This window comes from bacterium SCSIO 12844, assembly GCA_024397935.1.
Lineage (GTDB): Bacteria > Pseudomonadota > Gammaproteobacteria > Francisellales > Francisellaceae > M0027.
Genome location: CP073743.1, coordinates 2,261,792 through 2,280,866, shown reverse-complemented (window position 1 = coordinate 2,280,866; position 19,075 = coordinate 2,261,792). Strand labels below are relative to the sequence as shown.

Sequence of the window (19,075 nt, the reverse complement as noted above, 5' to 3'; positions counted from 1 at the left end):
AGAAATAGATTCTGCCCGTATGGTTGAATGATGATTGATATTTTTAAAATGGGTTGGGCAAATTCCATATTTGCCTAGATATAGGGTGAAGAAGGAATATTCAATCAATAATCACGCCAGTATATGTATTTTTTGTAATAAATATAAATAAATGATTAATTTTTGATCGCATTGTGTTTTAGCTTAAAATGGATCAAAAGAAGGTGTGATGATTGATGTTAGGTAATATGCGTAATATTTGATAATTAGTTATATTTTCTTTGATTATTTATGTTATAATACTTCGCAATTTAGTAATAAGTGGTATAGAGCAGCAAAAACGCTATCCAAAAAGACTTTTTGCTTGAATTTTTGTATCATTTTGTAATATTAAATTTTTTTCTCAAAATTAACTTAACTTATATCAAGTAGTTATCTTTAAAAGTAGCTGATACAAAAGTGGCCGTGATCAGCGTGTGATTATATTTTATAATGGTTCGAAAGGTTTAATGTGTTAACCTTCGGGTTGTATAAATATTGTTATCTTGGGTTGTAACAATTTTTTTGCGAGTAAGGTTTTGTAAAATAGGGGCGCGAATATGGCTTATACTAATCCAGGTCAGTTTTTAAATATTTTAAAAGATGCTGGAGCATGGCGAGGTGGAGCTGGATTATGGCTTAAAATTGCTGATAATAGTAGTGCAATTACAATCTTAAATGCAGATGTTGCAGAGGGTGGCCATACTAATGTTCAAATTAACAATGGGGCTCCGTTAATTGGTGCTGCTAATTTTAATGCTGAACATAAGAAAATCCTTTATAAATTATTAGTAGATAATGCAGCTGAAGAAGATAATACTAATGCTAGACTAGATAGCCTTGATTGGGTTATACAATTTAAAGCAGATTTTGAAGCTGAAGTAACAGCTGCAGCTAAAGTATCTATGGAAGGGCAGAATAATTTACAGCATGGTGACTTAAAAGAAAAAATTCATTTTAGCCCTGATGGCAAATCAATCTATGTTGGTGAGACTGGACAGAAACCTGAGGGTTTTGTTCAGCTTGATATTGATGATGCAGCTACTGGCGCAGCATTATATACAAAGATCATGGCTGGTGATGAGCCAAAAGAAGCCAGATTAAAAACATTAAATGATCAATTATATAATGGAGGGGTTTCAACACATTGGCGTAAGGAGTTTGTTGATAAGTACCAAGAGCATGTAACAGCACAAGCCAAGACTCAGCTACATAATGCTGCAGTTATCGGTAATTTAGATGATAAATTACATTTTACTGCTGATGGTAAGAGTGTCTTTTTTGGAGATCAAGCTGATGCACCACAAGGTTTTACTACCGCGATAGGTAATGGAATTACTAGTGGTGGTGAGTTATTTTCTACTAAATTGACAAGTGATGAACAGAGAAAAACAGTTTATGATCAAATTATAAGTAAGCCAGCAGACCAGAGAGTTCCATGGCAAAATGAATTTATTACTGCTTATCAAGAAAAGGTTTTTACAACTACTCTGGCAACAATGGCTGCTGAAGATAACTTTGCTGGAAACGTTCAAAACAAAGTATATTTAAGTGAAGATAAGAAAAGTATTTATGTTGGGGATGCTGCTCCAGCAGGCTATGCTAAAGTTAATCTAGCAAAAGATGATGGTTCAGACCTTTTTAGTAAACTTAGTGCAGCAGGTGATACTGCCGATACATTAAAAAAATTATATGATGGGTTAGACCAAGGCAAGGCTTGGCAAGCCAATGCACGTAAAGATTATGACAGTATATTAGATACAGCAGCCAAGCCTCAACTTAAAACTGCTGAAATTGGTGATTTGCAATCAGACCTTCACTTAAATGTCCAAGGAAAAATCTATTTTGGAAATATTGCTCAGGCTCCGACTGGGTTTACCTCTCCATTAAATGATTGGACAGATGTTTCTGGCAAAAAATTATATGAAGATATTCTTGGTGGTAGTGAACCAGAAAAAAAATTAAAACGTGATGCCATTTTTAATGCTGTTAAAGATGGCTCTAAGCCATGGCAAGTAGAGTTTGCTAATTGCTATCAAGCTCATGCAGCTATTAAAGGTAAAAATATTTCAGAACTGAAAATATACTTTGATCCAAATGATACAAGTGATATCTATATTGGGGATGATGCTGCACGAGATACGGCAAAATATAAAAAGCAATATGATTCAACTGCACTAGGTGCAATAATGAATGCAACAGCAGATGGCGAGTCAAGTGGAACTGCTTTAACTCATCAAGATAAAGCTAAGCTATTGCACTTTAATTTAAATAAAGCGGCTCAACACAGACTTTATGAGTTGATTGATGCTTTACCTGAGGGGGAAAGAAATACTTGGCAAGGAGCTTATCATGATCATCATAAAAATTATCTTCAACAAACATATTCAGAAGTTAAAAGTGCTTTTCTTAAAACAAACTTTAGTAAGCATGCTGATATATTTAAAGCAATTAAAGAAGATCTAACAGATGATGGTAAAGGAAAGCAAACAAATTTATTTGCATCAAAAAAATATGATTTTAAAGTGTATGATAAAGATATGTCTCCAATACGTTCAGGAGAAGATCACAAAGATGCAAAACTATATCGTTTAGAGAAAAAAGATAAAAATCCTGAAAAAAACGTTCAAATTGAAATTAAGCAAGCAGATAAAAGTGATGGTATTATAGTTAGGGATATTAGTCAAAACGGAACGCTTAATAAATATACTGCTAAAGCTATGGTTGATGCAGTTGATCGAGTAGTTGATAAAACAAATGACAATCAAAAGGTTTATGCTTTTGCAAATACTGAAGGTGAATATCGAAAATTCTTTCAAGAGTTAAAAGCAAAGCACTACACTAAAGATCAAATTCATTATGCCTATCCTGAAGATGCAGTTAATAATACTGAAAACTTTAAACTATTTCAAAAAGTATTGAATGATGAGTTTAAGCATGAAAGACGAGCAGTAATTGGTACAGCACCTCAATCATCTCCAATGACTTTATTTTATACAGCTCAACAAGATATGAAGCAAAAATCTAGTCAAAATAGTGTAGAACGAATGACTGGGGATAGATTTTAAGAAATTTAAAAGTAAAAGTTTAAATAGAACAACATAATAAATTTAATAAATAAAAATAGGTGGGAGCAACAACAATGGCCTGGTTTAAACGCACAAGAACAGCAGCAAGAAAAATGACTGACTTTGATGGGATCAAGCGCCAGCAATTTTTCTTATATCGTTTGGTTAAAACTTTATTTAAAATTGATAAAGAACAAGACCCATGCGAGTTTGAAGATTTAGCTGCTCGTGGAATTACTGATAAGAAATTACGTGATAATTTAGCGACATTTACCTTTTTATATCGCTTTTTTGGTGTAATTGGTATTATTGTATTGCTATATACAATTTCATTGTTTTATAAAGGCTATCAACTTGGCGCAATTGTTGGTGCTGCTGCATCATTAATGTTTTTAGCGCATGCGTTTAAATATCATTTTTGGGCGTTTCAAATTAAAAGTAAAAAATTAGGTTGTACTGTAGGTGAATGGTTTAACTCTTTATTAGGTAATAAGGGGGCTAAACTATGAGTTCAACAATTTGGGGAACAGTACCAGTTGGTGATAAGTCGCAAGAGGTATTAACAACTATTTTTGGTGGTGATGTTACCAATCTTTTAACACATGTAAATACCACCTTATTTAGTGTTACATTTCAAAATTTTAACACAGGCCTTTTAGCTATTACTTTTGTGCTTTATGCGTTCATTATCATTATTGGTACGATTAATACAGCAAGAGATGGTCAATTTCTAGGTAAAAATTGGAGTGGCCACTGGATTTCATTAAGAGCTATCTTTGGAACAATTTGTGCAGTTCCATTTAGTACAGGTTATTGTGTAGCTCAATATTTGATTTTTGCTATGGTAACAGCCGGTATTTCATTTGCAGATTACGTTTGGAGTAATGTTGTAGATCAAGTTGTAGATGGTAATGTCCCGCCAGTAGTTAGCTCTGAGGTTTCTAATAATATTGATACTTATCTTGCAACTTATATGATGAGTAACTTAACTCAAAACTTATTAGATACTAATCTATTTTATACAGGTAGCTCACCTGCCTGTACAAAAGCACCTAGTACCGTTACGGTCAAAGTGCCTCAATATACAACAGATGCTCAAGGTAATAAAACATTAACTGGTTATAAAACAGAAGAAAAAGATTCTGAGTTAATAACTTGTAAAGTAAATTACTCTACTGCAGCAACAGGTGGTTTTGTTAAAGCTTATCAAGCACCAATGGCGGATGCTGTAGAAGTTGGTAATGAAAGCAATAAACCATTTGCTGATTATTCTTCTATTTTAGGTCAAGGCTTGACTTCTTGGTCTAAAGTTGAAGGAGATAATTACGTTCAGTTTCAATTAAATACAACTGATTGGATTGGTTCATTTAAAGTTAATCAGATGTATGGTCAGCCAACTTATCAAGATGTGCAAGGTATCCTAAATCAATATAACGCTGGAGGCAACTCTCAATATTTAGGCGTGAATTTAGTTACAACCCCTAATGGATTAAATCAGTACGGTGCAGATACAATGTCTGGCACATCTACAGCAATTATTAATTATTTAGAAACTCAATCAGGCTCTGTAACTCAAGAGTGTTCTGAAGACCCAAATAATATATGCCAAATTGCTAAAACTGATGGTTGGTGGACAGCTGATGAGATTTATTTGCAGTTTGATAATGCTTTAAGTGAAAATTTACAAAATTTATATAATAATTTTGAGAAATTATCTACTGCTGCAAGTAAGGTTGCGAACCAAACTTCAATACCTGTAGATTATAGTGAGATTGATGTACACTATGTAGAGAATTCAAATTCAATCTCAGACTTACTTTCAGGTGCAGATGTTTCATTTAAACCATTAAATGACTCTAAATATGAACATGTTGCTAAGATGACTGATTTAGCAACTTATCAGCAAAATGGCCAGTTAAATAATAGTGGCTCATTTGCAACTTCAATGAGTAATGTTAGAGATTTATTTAATAAAATGATTGATAATGCAGATTCGAGTAAACTATTAAGTGGATATACTCCAACGCAGTTGCATGCTGAAGTAAATTCCTTGTTAACTGATGGTATGCAATATCAGTATGCGAATTATTTGTATATTATTTACTCGTTAACTAACTCAGTTTACTCAACATACAATATCTCTGATACGACAAAACCAGATGATATTCCTGCTAGTACTAGGGCAAATGTTGCAAACTTAACAAATACAATTATTATACCAACACTAAATCTATTCTCATTCTTTTATGCAAATGGGGTGGATTTTGGTGCCAATAAAGATCCAATTGATACTGCAAATGTAACAGACCCAGCACAGCAGCTATTAACAAAAATTTTCAATATGCTAGGTACTAATACAAGTGCTGGTGAAGCTGGTGGCTTATTAGATCAAATTTATAATATTGGTACTCCTGCTGATCCAGATGCTCCATTTGCAGCACAAAACTTTAGTATGGTCCAAAATGTTCAAGCTGTTGGTATGGCATTAATTGAAGGTACAATCAATAGTATGATTGGTATCTTCTCTCATGCAAAAGATGAGTTACAACAGATTCAAAACTCAGCCAAGCAGCAGTTTGGTCAGGCTGAAGATAATGCTAAAGGTTATGCGGTAGCAAATGCATTTACATTAGGCTTATTTAGTAGTACATTCTCGGCGCAAACGAACCTTGAATTTGCTAAAGCAATGTTTGATGTAACCATGCAATTAGCAACCTTCTCATTAAGTTTAATGTGGTTGCCTTTAGTCTTATTTGTTTTATCGAGTATCTTTAGTATTGGTATATCATTCTCATTAATTATACCATTAACACCATATATTCTATTCTGGGCTGGTAAAACTGCTTGGTTGTTATTAGTTATTGAAGCAATGGCAGCAGCGCCATTTGTTTCTCTTGGTTTGGTTTATCCTGAGGGTCATGAAGTCTTTGGTAAGTCAGAGCCAGGTATTCAAATTTGTATGAACTTGGTATTAAGACCTGTATTTATGATCTTAGGTATGATCTTTGGTATTGGTCTAACCTATGTAGTAATTCAGTATTCAGCAGAGGGCTTCCATGCCATTACTGACTCACTATTAAATCTAATGCCAGTATCTGACGGTACAGATGCGGCTGGTTATGCACGTGGTGTGTTCTCTTGTATGATCATCTTCTTATATGCAACGTTCTTGTCAATGGCATTTATGAAGTGTTTCTCATTGATCTATGTAATTCCTGATAAGGTCTTACAATGGATTGGTAATACACGTGGTGAGCGTGCAGGTGAAGCTGAAATTCAAGAATTTAAAGGTGCTGGTGCGCAATACTCACAAGGTGCTGCTCAGGCAGGTGGTCAATCAATGACACAAGGTATTGAAGCTGAGAAATCTTATACATCGTCTTATGCACAAGGTCAAAAAGATGTATCTCAGTCAACTGCGCAGCGTAATATGGCAATTTCAAATGATTCTGCTAATACAGCCAAACAGGCTGGTGAAGCAGCAATGATGGTTTAATATAGGTTTTAAATAAATAGTTATGTGTAGGTTATATTTAAATAAGCGGGTAAGGAGATAGGTTGTGGGAAAAACAAAATCAAAATTGTCGGTAGATGAAGTAAAAGAATTAAGTCAATATATGGCTAATATCCGTAGTGGGATTCCTTTAACTAAGAAAGATTCTGACCGAGTTGATCGCTTGGTTGAAGATAAATTATTTGATGGAAATCAAGCACAAATTGATGTATATAAGGCATTGAAGCAGGATCCTTCTAATGTTAATTTACAAAAAGCTTTTCTTACTAATGCTGAAAAAAATATAGATGCTCAAAAGAAAAGTGATCATGCATTTAATCAAGCAATAAGTAAACTTGGTGTTCCAGGGCTTATATTAGGGGTTGTGCTACATTTAGCCCAGAAAGAAAAATACAATCAAAATGATAACTTTATAAATAATGTGCAAGCTAATTTTGCAGGTGCTAAGAATCCTACAATGCCATTTTTAGCAGCATCAGCAAGTTCAGGAAGTGCGCCAAGTGTAAGCCCAAATGCTAGTAAAGCATTTGGTGGGTAATAATTGATTTTTGTACATAAATATCTTTATTGAATATCAATTAATAACCCCAAACGCACGCTCCATTGAGTCAATTGTCATGGTAACAAAAGCTTCTCTTTCCGCTTGAGAGTCAAATTTATAACTATGCATAAATGGCGCAAAAATTGCTGAATTAATTGTTAAAAGGATATATTTCGGTGGGTACTTTTTAATGACTTGTCCATCTTGTTGAAATTTATGGATAATATTCTCTAAATTCTGCCAAATACTATTATGACTATAGCTTCTAATACCAATGAGTTCATCATTATCTTCTAATCGCTGCCAATCAATTAACCTTAGTATTTCTGGATTATTAAAATACACTTCAAAACGTAAGCGAATAAAGCGATCTAAATAATCTTTAAAGTGATCTACTTCAGTACACTCAGTTAAAGATTGAACTAATTCTTGAGTAAATAACGCTTCTTTTACAGCCTTCCAAAGTGCTGTTTTATTTTCATAATAGTGATAAATCAAAGAAACTTGAACTTTAGCATCTTTGGCAATATCTCGAATGGATGTGCCATTAAACCCATTTTTAACAAATAGTTTTTTTGCTGAGGTGATAATTTTTGTTTGTGTTTGATTCTCATTTGTTTTCATAAAGATAAACAATACCTTAAGTTTAAAGTTATTGCTAAGGATATATCAAAAGTAAAAAAAAATGAAGAAAATTTATTGAACGATCGTTCAATCAGTGTTACTATAGTTGAACATTCGTTCAATTAAACGGTAAATATTACGTTAAATAACAATAAAAATGAGGAAAGTACAATGCAGCAAACGAATCAAAAATCATTTGGAATCGTTAAAATGACGATATTATCGATTATGCTTGCTTGTGCGTACTTTTTTGGTGCATTGATGTATACACCATCATTACCAGCGATTACTACTTATTTTGATGTGGGTTCATCACTGTCACGTATGACAATTTCAAGCTTTTTACTTGTGTTAGCATTTTCACAGTTAGCTTATGGACCTGCATCAGATAAATATGGTAGGAAACCTGTGGTTTTGTTTGGTGCAATTGTTTTTCTTATAGGCTCTTTATTATGTGCTTTTGCACCTAATATATATGCGCTAATTATAGGCCGTGGTATTCAGGGCCTAGGTGCAGGTGCTTTGATTGTATTAGCTAGAACTGTAATTCAAGATTCAGTATCAAAAGAGCAGTTTTTACAAATAATTGCTTGGATGAGTATTTTCTTTTCAATGGCGCCAGCTGTCTCACCATTAATTGGTGGTGCATTACAAAACGGCTTTGGCTGGCATGGCAATTTTATTTTTATGGCTATTTTTGCAGTTATTCTTGTTGTTACTGTTATTTTTAAATTACCAGAGACAATTGATCAGAAAAATAAGCATGCCTTACACGCTAAATATTTGATTAACAATTACATAACGATTGGTAAAAATAAATTATTTTTAGTCTATATGCTTTGTATTGTTGTCTCATTAGGAGGTAGTGTTATTTTTGATGCAATTGGATCATTTGTATTGATTAATCAATATGGCTTTACTGCATTTCAGTTTGGTATTATCTCAACGTCATTACTGGGTATTATTATCTTAAGTAGATTAATTTGTTCAGCAGTTTTAATGCGCTTTATGAAATCTGATGCGATTATTGTTCTAGGGTTAACCATTATGTTTGTTTCTTCACTTATTTTATTGGGGTTAGTCTTATCTGTTAGTGTTAGCTTTAGTGTTTTAGTTATAATTATGGCAGTATTTTATCTTGGTACGGGTTTTGTTTTACCAACAAGTGGTGCCAGTGCCTTGAATTTATTTGATAAGAATAAAGGTGCAGCTGGTGCGTTATATGGCGCGCTTCAAATGGGCGGTGTATTTTTATTAAGCTTTATTGCAGCTTTGGTATTACCAACATTACTGCATATGGTAGTTATTCTATTTGTATCATCATTACTAAGTTTTATTGTGGGGTATTTATACTTAATGCCAAAACAAACTCAGGTGATGACAGATACAGTAATATCAGAAATTTAAAAGTAAATTAAATACCTAATTTACATATTTAAATTATAAAAAGTATTTTTAAATTTTAATAGGCTGTTCTATTTGTAAAAATGTATTTTATCAACTATGCTTTTAATTGAAATATAATGAGATAATAGCATGAATGGTTGGTTAAATAGATCTGAAGCCTATGTTAAGAATATTGCATCACTAATTTATGATGAATTTATAGGACAGTCGGCTCAAATAAACACAGCATTAGAAATTACTGATGATCAAGTACATATGCTATGTATGAGAAGACTTAAAAATGGCCAGTATCAATTATTAAACATAGATACAGCCAATTTAACTGAACCAGTATTTCAAGCTGATAAAATTCAAAATAATACGTCTTTAGCTTCGGTTATCTCACAGTTATTCTTAAAAAATAGTATAAAGCCAGGCGTTATGTCATTATCATTACCTGTTAATCGTATTATTAGTCAGAGTGTTCAGGTAGACAAACACTTAGAAGAGGATTTACTGGAAGAGAAAGTATTACAGAGCATTGAAACTTATTTTTCATATCAACCCAATCAGATTTATTATGACTATCAAATTGTTCACTCATTATCGGATCAAAAAAAAGATGCTTTATTATTTGTGGCAGCTCATCGAGATATAGTCTCTCAATATATTGATTTATCAAAACTGATTAATATGCAACTTGCAACACTTGATGTATATCACTATGCACTTTATCGTTTAATCTATCAGACATTATGGTCAATTAAATTATCTGAAAAACAGCCAGTTATATTAATAGATTTTAAAAAATCATCCATTGTTGTGACTTTGTTAATTTATAATCAAATACCAACATTTTGTGAAATGACTCCAATAGTATATGAGGATGATAATTTAATTAATGCACAGTTGCCTTGGTTAAAAAGAACGTTAAATATGGCACAATCTGCAGTTGAGGGATCTATAAATAATCTATCAATTTATCTCTGTGGTGATGTTCCCACATTAGCTGATATAAGCATATCTTTATCATCAGTATTGGATCAAGAAATCAAGTTATTTAATCCCTTTGAATATTTAATGATTCAAATGGAAGGTTCAACTGTTATTGAGAATCCATATCAATACCTTATACCTTTAGCTCTGTTATTAGCTAAGGAGGTATGAAGATGGAATTTCATATTAATTTGATGCCATGGCGTCAACAGCGTTATCAGAAGTTAAAAAAACAATTTCTAATTGCAATTATACTGTCTGTATTTATAGCTATCGTTGTGATTATCGTAATCGCTCAATTTTATCATTGGAAAATTGACCAGCAAATACAACGTAACAACTATATAAAAGAAAAGCTAATTTATTATAGTGCAATGGCTAAAGCTCAAGAGAATGCATCAAAAGAACAAATAGCCTTATTAGATCAGATGAAAATGGTTAATCAATTACAGAATCATCGTTTTGAAACTATTTATGTATTTGATTTATTGCCAAAAATTATACCAGAGGGTGTTTATTTAACACAAATGAGTAAAGAAAACGATTTATTAAGTTTATATGGTATGACTGAGTCAAATACTCAAATTGCTGAATTTATGCGCAATATTATTGCCACAGGCTGGATGCAAAACCCAATACTCTATGAGATCACCTCAGAGGGCCAAAGTGATGTAAGTGATAGTCATTATCGCCGATTTAGTATGACAATTGATATTGCTAAACTAGAAAATAATAAGACTAATCAATCTGTTAAAGGGGAGTAATTTTGTTAGATAGACTGACTCAATTTAGCATAAGATTAGATAAAATTATTACCTTGCCACGCTATGCTCGCTTGGTTATCTATTTTATTGTTTTTATTCTATGTGTCGGTATTGGTTATTGGTTTTTTATTAGTAATTTAATTGATAAGCTAAATTTAAAAGCACAACAGGAAGTCGTTTATAAAGAAAAAATAACACATAAATTAGTTATATTGGCAAAAGCACAAAAATACACAGCACAAATTGATCAATTACAAAATCAATTTGAAATCATGCTAAAACAATTACCTAATGATAATGAAATTCCATCTTTAATTGAAGAAATGACTGATCAAGCATTTAGTGCAGGCTTAGAATTTCATTTAATAAAGCCGCTTGAGATAAAAGAAAAAGCGTTTTATAGAGAATTACCTATCGAAGTTGTTGTTGAAGGTACATATAATCAAATCGGTCGATTTATCGGTAGTATTGCTTCAATGCCTAGGCTTATTACAATTAAAGATTTTACACTTAAACGCAGTATCAATAACAATCATCTTATTTTGTCCCTTAATACAATGACTTATCAGTATATTTCTAATAATGAATCGACAAAGAAGGAGACTGATGGTGATTAGATATACATCTTTTAGTCTCTTTATGTTTGCATTATCTATTCTGTTGGTTGCATGTGATCAATCTCATCAAGATATTGATCATTTTATTAATAAAGAAAAGGAGCAAGCTAAAGTTGTTAAGATTGCATCTGTACCTCAATTTATTAATTATCAGCCTATCGTATTTACTCAAACGCCAAAAGATCCATTTGCCATACCAAATGTAATTGATGAGTCTTTAATAAATGATCAAAAAAATCAAAAATTTTTAACACCACTAGAGAAGTATTCATTAGATGATTTGCGTTTAGTTGGTGTCATTAACCAAGGTGAAAAGCGTTGGGCTTTAATTGAGATAAAAACATCAAAAATGGTCTATCCCGTATCAGTTGGTGATTATATAGGTAACCGTTATGGAAAAATAGAAGCAATTGATACGAAAAAAGTTAGCATAGTTGAAAAAATAAAATCAGCTTCTGGTAATTGGAAGGAAGAAAAATCAGAGCTTAAATTATAAAGTGATGCTTGGAGATAAGTAAGTGGTAGTAAGAAGCATAATAAAAATATTACAAAGCATTACGATAGCTTTGATTGCTTTGTGCTTATTGGCACTTCCAAGGGCTTGGGCGCTTACTGATAAAAATGATAAAAAAATTGATATGATTTCTTATCAGCAATTATCCCCAGATACATTTGTTTTTAAAGTAAATTTACCTAAATCGCATGGTGAGGTTAAACTCCATTATGATAAAGATCAAATTATTGTCTCAATACTTGATACAGTGTTAGCAGATAAATGGCATTATTTGATGAAAATAGCCAATGATAATTTAATTAGTAGTATCCAAGGAGAACAAAAAACTACTACGAGTGAATTTATATTAACTGCCAAACAAGCGGTTAATATTAAACGAGAGCTTCAAGATAATGTATTAAAAATTATTTTTACACCAATGGATATTAAAGGCGGAGATAAAGCAAACTTACTCTTTCGTCATAATGAAAAAATCACCCTAGATTTACAAGATATTTCAGTGCGTGCGGCATTACAAGTATTGGCTGATTTTGCAAAATTTAACTTAGTTACAAGTGATAATGTTACTGGCAATATTAGTCTACAGTTAAAAAATGTGCCTTGGCAGGAGGTATTAGATATTATTTTAGTTGCTAAAAATTTAGGTAAGCGAAAAATAGGTAATACACTATATATCGCACCAGCAACAGTGATTGCAGTTCAAGAAGAGGAAGCTTTAGCAGCCTTAAATGCAACAGAGGCTGCTGAACCTTTAAGAAATGAGTTTATTCGACTTAATTATGCTGATGTTAAAGAGTTATATCGTGTATTAACAACGCAGAAACAAGATGTATTAAGTGCACGTGGTAGTTTAAGTGTTGACCCAAGAACGAATACATTAATTGTTGAAGATATTCAATCTTATATTGATAAAATAAACTTACTAGTCAATGAGTTAGATATTCCAACTCAGCAAGTTTTAATTGAAGCACGTATTGTTGAAATTAGTCGATCTGTCATTGATGAGTTAGGGATTAATTACTCAGGTAGTGCCAATGTTAATATTGATGGTAAAGGCGGTACGGTAACTGGAAATGTTAATCCTAATTTTGTAACACCAACACTTCCTCCTATTGCAGGTTCTAGTACTTTAGGGCTTAGTTTTGCAAGATTACCAGGTTCAATTTCCTTGAATATGGAACTATTAGCATTAGAAAGTGAAGGTGAAGCCAAACAAGTATCAAACCCTCATTTGGTTGTTTCAGATAATGAAGAGGCTTATATCAGTCAAGGTCAGGAAATTCCTTATCTTGAATCAACTTCTTCTGGTGCTGCATCATTGACATTTAAAGATGCAGTCTTAGAGCTAAGAGTGACACCACAAATAGCGCCAAATGACTATTTAGTGATGACAATTTTAGTTAAAAAAGATCAAAAAACAAATGAACAAGTCGCTGGTGGTGCACCAATATTAAGTAAACGTGAAATTAAAACCAGATTATTAATGAAAAATCAAGAAACCATCGTTTTAGGTGGTATTTATGAAAAGGAAATTGCTCACAGACGTTCAAAAGTACCCTTATTAGGGGATTTGCCTTTAATAGGCTGGTTATTTAGTAGTCGCTCAGATCGTATAATTAATCGTGAATTACTTATCTTTTTAACACCGCGTATCATCGAATAATCATCATAATGAGACGAAAAGCTTGCGTATTGGCTTGATTTTGTGTATTTTGTCACAGTCATTAAAAAATACTGATGGGGCTATTTGTTCAACTTTAAAACTAATAAAAAAGAGTGATATGAAAAGATTACAAAACATCTTTCTTGTAGGTCCAATGGGTGCTGGTAAAAGTACAATTGGTCGTCAGTTAGCTAATGAATTAAAATTGGATTTTTTTGATTCAGACCGTGAAATAGAAACACGCTGTGGCGTAGATATAGATTGGATATTTGATATTGAAGGAGAAGCAGGTTTTCGTCAGCGTGAACGAATGGTATTAGAAGATTTATGTGAGCAGCAAGGTATTGTTGTTGCAACAGGTGGTGGTGCAGTATTATTGCCTGAAAATCGAAGTTTATTATCATCTCGTGGAACAGTTGTTTATTTACAAGCTAGTATTAAGCAGCAGTTAGAACGAACAGCTAGAGATAAGCGTCGTCCCCTGTTAAAAGGCTGTGATGATAAGGAAAGCCGTCTAAAAGAGTTGATGGATGCGCGAGAAGCACTTTATAGCGAAGTTGCTGATTATGTTGTAGAAACAAGCAGTACGACAGTTAGAAGTGTTGTTTATAAGATTACGAAGGCATTAATGGAAGAAACTTTGTGATTGAATCAATCATCGTTAAGACAAAAGATAACCAATACCCAATTGTAATTAATGATACGATTTCTGATTTTAATGACTTTATTGATTTGTTTAGACCCCATACAAATGAACCTGTAGCAGTGATTACAAATGAAGTCATTCAACCATTATATCTTAAGCAGTGGTTGAATCGTCTTAAACAATTAGGGTTTGTAAATACACATGTAATTGTTATTCAAGATGGTGAGTCATCTAAAGGAATAGAAACATTACATGAACTTTATACCGAGCTATTAGATAAAAAATTTACGCGTAAATCGTTGTTAATTGCTCTAGGCGGTGGTGTGATTGGTGATTTGGTTGGCTTTGTTGCTGCAACGTACTTACGTGGTATTTCATTTATGCAAATACCAACAACTTTACTTGCTCAAGTAGATTCATCTGTTGGCGGAAAAACAGCAATTAATCATCCCTTGGGTAAAAATATGATTGGTGCTTTTTATCAACCAACAGCAGTATTTGCAGAATTAAATACTTTAGATACATTACCTGCTCGAGAGTATCATGCAGGTATTGCAGAAGTAATTAAATACGGCTGTATTTATGATAAAGATTTTTATCATTGGCTTATAGATAATAAACAAGCACTGATTAGCCGTGATAAAAAAGCCTTATCTTATGCAATTAAGTTAAGTTGCAAGATTAAAGCTGAAGTTGTTGAAAATGATGAAAAAGAAACTAGCGGTTTACGTGCCCTATTAAACTTTGGTCATACATTTGGTCATGGCATTGAGCAAATATTAGGTTATGGTCAGTGGCTTCATGGAGAGGCAGTTAGTTGTGGTATGGTAATTGCAATACGTCTTTCTAAATTATTAGGTTATGTCAGTCAAACAGATGAAGATTCACTGGTTGACTTTTTAAGCTTTTTTAATTTGCCTGTTAAGCTACCTTCTCAGGTGAGTAAAGATGCACTATTTGATGCAATGGCGAGAGATAAGAAAAATAAAAATAATCAAATTCGTTATGTTATCTTAAAATCAATTGGTCAAGCAGAAGTAGTTGATCAAGTAGACAGAAATATAGTTGAAAAAGCGCTAGTAGTATAAGTGTTTTAGGCTTCTTTTTGTTGATATAAGTTATACTATTTTTACTCTCGTATGTTTAAAACTTTCAAAAGTAATTCGCTTATAATCTAATCAAATAAACGCTATTAATATTCTGATTGTTCTTGTTTGGCGTTCAAGTTATAGTAAACAAAGCTATCTATTTGTTTTTAAAAAGGAGAAATATAGATAATGTTAAAAAGGAGATTACGAACTCGTCATTTAAATATGATTGCTTTGGGTGGCTCAATTGGCACTGGTATCTTTTTAGCCAGTGGTTATGCATTACATGTCGCAGGACCAGGTGGTGCAATTTTAGCTTATGCGTTAATTGCAGTGATGGTCTATTTTTTAGTGACATCATTAGGGGAGATGGCAACGCATAGACCAACTTCAGGATCATTCTGTGAGTATTCATCTTTATATGTTGATCCATCGTTTGGAATGGCAATGAGCTATAACTATTGGTTTAACTGGGCAATTACCATTGCAGCAGAGATTTCAGCTGCAGTAATTATTATGAAATTTTGGTTTCCTGAAAGTTCTACCCTTTTACTATCTGCTATATTTTTCTTTTTGGTTTTTTTTGTTAATTTATTCTCTGTACGTGTCTATGGTGAAACAGAGTACTGGATGTCATTTATAAAAGTTGCAGTAATTGTACTATTTATTGTGCTGTGTTGTTTTCTTGTTTTTAAGCATCATGATTTAGGTGTTGGTAACTTTACAATTGCAGATGGTCCATTTCATAATGGTTTTGCTGGTTTTGTCGCAGTTTTTTTAGTTGCAGGTTTTTCATTTCAAGGTTCAGAATTAATTGGCATTAGTGCAGGTGAGACAAAAAATCCGCAAAAAAGTATTCCAAAGGCTGTAAGAACTGTATTTTGGCGATTATTTTTATTTTATGTATTAGCAACACTTTTTATTAGTCTTTTAATTCCTTTTAATGATCCAGCACTTGCGCAGCAAGACAGTATTGAATCGAGTCCATTTACACTTGTATTTCAACAGTATTTTGGTCTTGGGTTTGCAACAAATTTTTTAAATTTAGTAATTTTAGTTGCTTTGATTTCAGCTGCAAATGCAAGTATGTATGCATCAACACGAACATTATGGCATATGGGAAATTCAGGGCAAGTGCCAAAATTATTTGCTAAAACAACATCTTATGGCCTTCCTGTTTATGCGCTTTTAGCGACAGCGTTAGTAGGTTCTAGCATATTTTTAGCTTCATTCATTGGAAATGGTAGGTTTTTTGCAGTTATTATTAATGTTTCTTCATTATGTGGCTTTATTGCTTGGTTTGGGATTGCGTTAAGTCATTATTGCTTTAGGAAAAAAATTATAAAAGGTGATACGTCACAATTGGTTTATAAGGCAAAATGGTTTCCTTATGCACCGTTAATATCAATGGTATTTATCGGGCTAATCATTATAGGCCAAAGTTATGATGTCTCTGAAACATTAACGGTCGGTGGTTTTTTAAAGCAATATGGTGCATTAGTTGGGTTTATTATAATTATATTAGCTCATAAGCTATATACTTATTTGAATAAGCATAATAAGCTACAACTAGATAAATTGCCTAGTACTTAAGAATTTGTAAGGACATAGCTAGGCTGCTACAATAAAGCGCATAAATAGGAGAGAGGAATTTAAGTTTATGCGTAGGATTAAAGCGTTACCTGGCTTATTAGCCAATCAAATTGCAGCAGGTGAAGTGGTTGAGCGGCCAGCTTCAGTTGTAAAAGAGCTAATTGAAAATAGTATTGATGCCCAAGCAACCGAAATTACAGTAGAGCTTGAAGCTGGTGGTAAATCATTTATTTGCATTAAAGATAATGGTAGTGGCATTTTAAAAGATGACTTGGCTTTGGCTTTATCAGCGCATGCAACAAGCAAAATCTATGAACTCTCTGAATTAGAATCCGTTGAAACAATGGGCTTTCGAGGGGAGGCATTAGCTAGTATTGCTTCTGTATCAGAAGTTTCTCTCATTTCAAAGCATTGTGAAGCTGATATGGCATGGGAAGTGATACAAAAAGGCAAAGAAAAAGATAGTTTTGATCTAAAGCCCGCAGCACTACCAGTAGGTACTAGCATTGTAATAAAGAATTTATTTTTTAATACGCCAGCAAGACGTAAGTTTTTAAAAACGGATAAAACTGAGTTTGCTCATATTGATGAATTGATCAAACGTTTTGCGCTTTGCTATTTTAATATTGCATTTACTTTAATTCATAATGGTAAAGTGATTAAGCAGTTACCAATAGCCGATTCTATAGATAAACAGCTAGAGCGAGTCAGTCAGCTAGGACGTAAAGATTTTTTAACACGCACAATTCAAGTTGATAAAACTTCATCAGAAGGCATAAGACTTTGGGGGTGGATTGGGGAACCTGAAATTGCCAAAGCTACTCAAGATATGCAGTATTTTTATATTAATGGGCGTATGATTAAAGACAAAGTCGTGACTCATGCAATCAAAAAAGCCTATCAAGATGTACTATATCATGGCCGTTATCCGGTTTATGTATTGTATTTTTCAATACAGTCAGATCAATTAGATGTTAATGTTCATCCAACTAAAAATGAAGTGAGATTCCATAATTCTCAAAAAGTACATAGTTTTATTTATTCAGTGATTGATCAAGCTCTAGACAAAACCATGCCATCAATTACTGAAACAGTTGAAGAAGCTGACCATCAAACAGATAACAAAACAACAATTCATCAGAGTAATAAAAAGCTACCTCAAGATGATAAGGTAGTTTCAGTTAATGAGCAAGTTACTGCTTATCATAAGCTAGGTAAACGTAGTGAGCTTTTTGATGACTCACTTGATTTGATCTTTCCAAATCAATCAGAGTTAATCACAGAAGATGTTAATACTTTAGAGAATAATGGCATTGCTGCTGAAAGCTTATTAAAAGAGCAAGTATCATTAGACCAGCAATTAAGTAGTACGACTACAGAATCTAAATCACAAGCTTTAATAGAAGAAGAAACATATCCATTAGGTTTTGCTTTAGCACAACTACATGGTATTTATATCTTGGCTGAAAATAAAAAAGGCTTGGTGTTAGTTGATATGCATGCTGCACATGAACGAATTTTATATGAAAGTGCAAAATCCAGCTGGCAAAAAGATCAGATGAGTAAAATTGAAACCTTATTGATTCCAATTACAATAACATTATCACAAGAAGCTTTAATTACTTTTGAAGAATTTAATGATATTTTTAGTGAATTAGGCTTTGAAATGTCACTTCTTGGGCAATCAGAGATAGTAATTCGTAGTATTCCAGCTTTTATAAAAATAAATGATTTGGAAAACTTGATTGTGCAATTATTAACTGATTTTAAAATGTTAGGTTTTTCTAAAGAGTTAGAAGCCTATTTTAATCAATTGTTAGCAACAATATCATGCCATAGTGCTGTTAGAGCAAATGATCAATTAACCATTGAAGGGATGAATGAGATTTTAAGACAAATGGAAAAAACAGTACGAAGTAATCAATGTAATCATGGCAGACCAACATGGGTTCAATTAGATTTTAAAGATTTAGATAAATTTTTTATGCGTGGCAGGTGATTTTTAGTGGTGTTAACCTATATACTTTAGGCAGGCTTTGATTA

15 protein-coding genes are annotated in these 19,075 nt (G+C 32.8%); 14 read left to right on the top strand and 1 reads right to left on the bottom strand.

The features are described 5' to 3' along the window. Positions 1-578: 578 nt before the first annotated feature. The 4 genes from KFE69_10180 (at position 579) to KFE69_10165 (ending at position 7,138) form a co-directional block, all read left to right on the top strand. On the top strand, positions 579-3,086 hold the full coding sequence (locus KFE69_10180; protein UTW41867.1) for a hypothetical protein: 2,508 nt from the start codon (positions 579-581) through the stop codon (positions 3,084-3,086). Positions 3,087-3,160: 74 nt separating this feature from the next. Continuing rightward, complete coding sequence (locus tag KFE69_10175) at positions 3,161-3,595, top strand: hypothetical protein (protein ID UTW41866.1); 435 nt, start codon at positions 3,161-3,163, stop codon at positions 3,593-3,595. Then, on the top strand, positions 3,592-6,582 hold the full coding sequence (locus tag KFE69_10170) for a DotA/TraY family protein (protein ID UTW41865.1): 2,991 nt from the start codon (positions 3,592-3,594) through the stop codon (positions 6,580-6,582). The genes KFE69_10175 and KFE69_10170 overlap by 4 nt, the downstream gene beginning before the upstream one ends. 64 nt (positions 6,583-6,646) lie before the next feature. Continuing rightward, the gene (locus tag KFE69_10165; GenBank protein UTW41864.1) at positions 6,647-7,138 is read left to right on the top strand and encodes a hypothetical protein; all 492 of its coding nucleotides are present in this window, start codon (positions 6,647-6,649) and stop codon (positions 7,136-7,138) included. Positions 7,139-7,174: 36 nt separating this feature from the next. On the opposite strand, the gene KFE69_10160 is transcribed toward KFE69_10165, so the two are convergent. Further along, positions 7,175-7,765 carry a TetR/AcrR family transcriptional regulator gene (locus KFE69_10160; GenBank protein ID UTW41863.1) on the bottom strand — a complete coding sequence of 197 codons (591 nt, stop codon included), beginning with the start codon at positions 7,763-7,765 and terminating at the stop codon, positions 7,175-7,177. 171 nt (positions 7,766-7,936) lie between these two features. Here KFE69_10160 and KFE69_10155 point away from each other — a divergent pair, with 171 nt between their 5' ends. The 10 genes from KFE69_10155 to mutL all read left to right on the top strand — a co-directional run bounded on the left by KFE69_10155 (position 7,937) and on the right by mutL (position 19,031). Further along, entirely contained in the window at positions 7,937-9,172 is a 1,236-nt protein-coding gene (locus tag KFE69_10155) for a multidrug effflux MFS transporter (GenBank protein UTW41862.1), read from the top strand. Positions 9,173-9,301: 129 nt separating this feature from the next. Beyond that, the gene (pilM, locus tag KFE69_10150; protein UTW41861.1) at positions 9,302-10,318 is read left to right on the top strand and encodes a pilus assembly protein PilM; all 1,017 of its coding nucleotides are present in this window, start codon (positions 9,302-9,304) and stop codon (positions 10,316-10,318) included. A gap of 2 nt (positions 10,319-10,320) precedes the next feature. Beyond that, positions 10,321-10,911 (top strand): PilN domain-containing protein, encoded by a 591-nt coding sequence (locus tag KFE69_10145; GenBank protein ID UTW41860.1) that lies wholly within the window; start codon positions 10,321-10,323, stop codon positions 10,909-10,911. Between the two features lie 2 nt (positions 10,912-10,913). Continuing rightward, positions 10,914-11,528 carry a type 4a pilus biogenesis protein PilO gene (pilO, locus tag KFE69_10140; protein ID UTW41859.1) on the top strand — a complete coding sequence of 205 codons (615 nt, stop codon included), beginning with the start codon at positions 10,914-10,916 and terminating at the stop codon, positions 11,526-11,528. Then, the gene (locus KFE69_10135; GenBank protein ID UTW41858.1) at positions 11,521-12,024 is read left to right on the top strand and encodes a pilus assembly protein PilP; all 504 of its coding nucleotides are present in this window, start codon (positions 11,521-11,523) and stop codon (positions 12,022-12,024) included. Before pilO ends, KFE69_10135 begins: the two co-directional genes overlap by 8 nt. A 22-nt stretch (positions 12,025-12,046) precedes the next feature. Then, the gene (gene pilQ / locus KFE69_10130; GenBank protein UTW41857.1) at positions 12,047-13,705 is read left to right on the top strand and encodes a type IV pilus secretin PilQ; all 1,659 of its coding nucleotides are present in this window, start codon (positions 12,047-12,049) and stop codon (positions 13,703-13,705) included. A 118-nt stretch (positions 13,706-13,823) separates the two neighbouring features. Beyond that, positions 13,824-14,351: a shikimate kinase AroK gene (gene aroK, locus KFE69_10125; GenBank protein UTW41856.1), complete on the top strand. Its 528-nt coding sequence runs from the start codon at positions 13,824-13,826 to the stop codon at positions 14,349-14,351. Continuing rightward, a complete protein-coding gene (gene aroB, locus KFE69_10120; GenBank protein UTW41855.1) occupies positions 14,348-15,439 on the top strand; it encodes a 3-dehydroquinate synthase in 1,092 nt (363 codons plus the stop codon). The genes aroK and aroB overlap by 4 nt, the downstream gene beginning before the upstream one ends. A 189-nt stretch (positions 15,440-15,628) precedes the next feature. Next, positions 15,629-17,032: an amino acid permease gene (locus KFE69_10115; protein ID UTW41854.1), complete on the top strand. Its 1,404-nt coding sequence runs from the start codon at positions 15,629-15,631 to the stop codon at positions 17,030-17,032. Between the two features lie 67 nt (positions 17,033-17,099). After that, positions 17,100-19,031: a DNA mismatch repair endonuclease MutL gene (mutL, locus tag KFE69_10110; GenBank protein UTW41853.1), complete on the top strand. Its 1,932-nt coding sequence runs from the start codon at positions 17,100-17,102 to the stop codon at positions 19,029-19,031. Positions 19,032-19,075 lie beyond the last annotated feature (44 nt).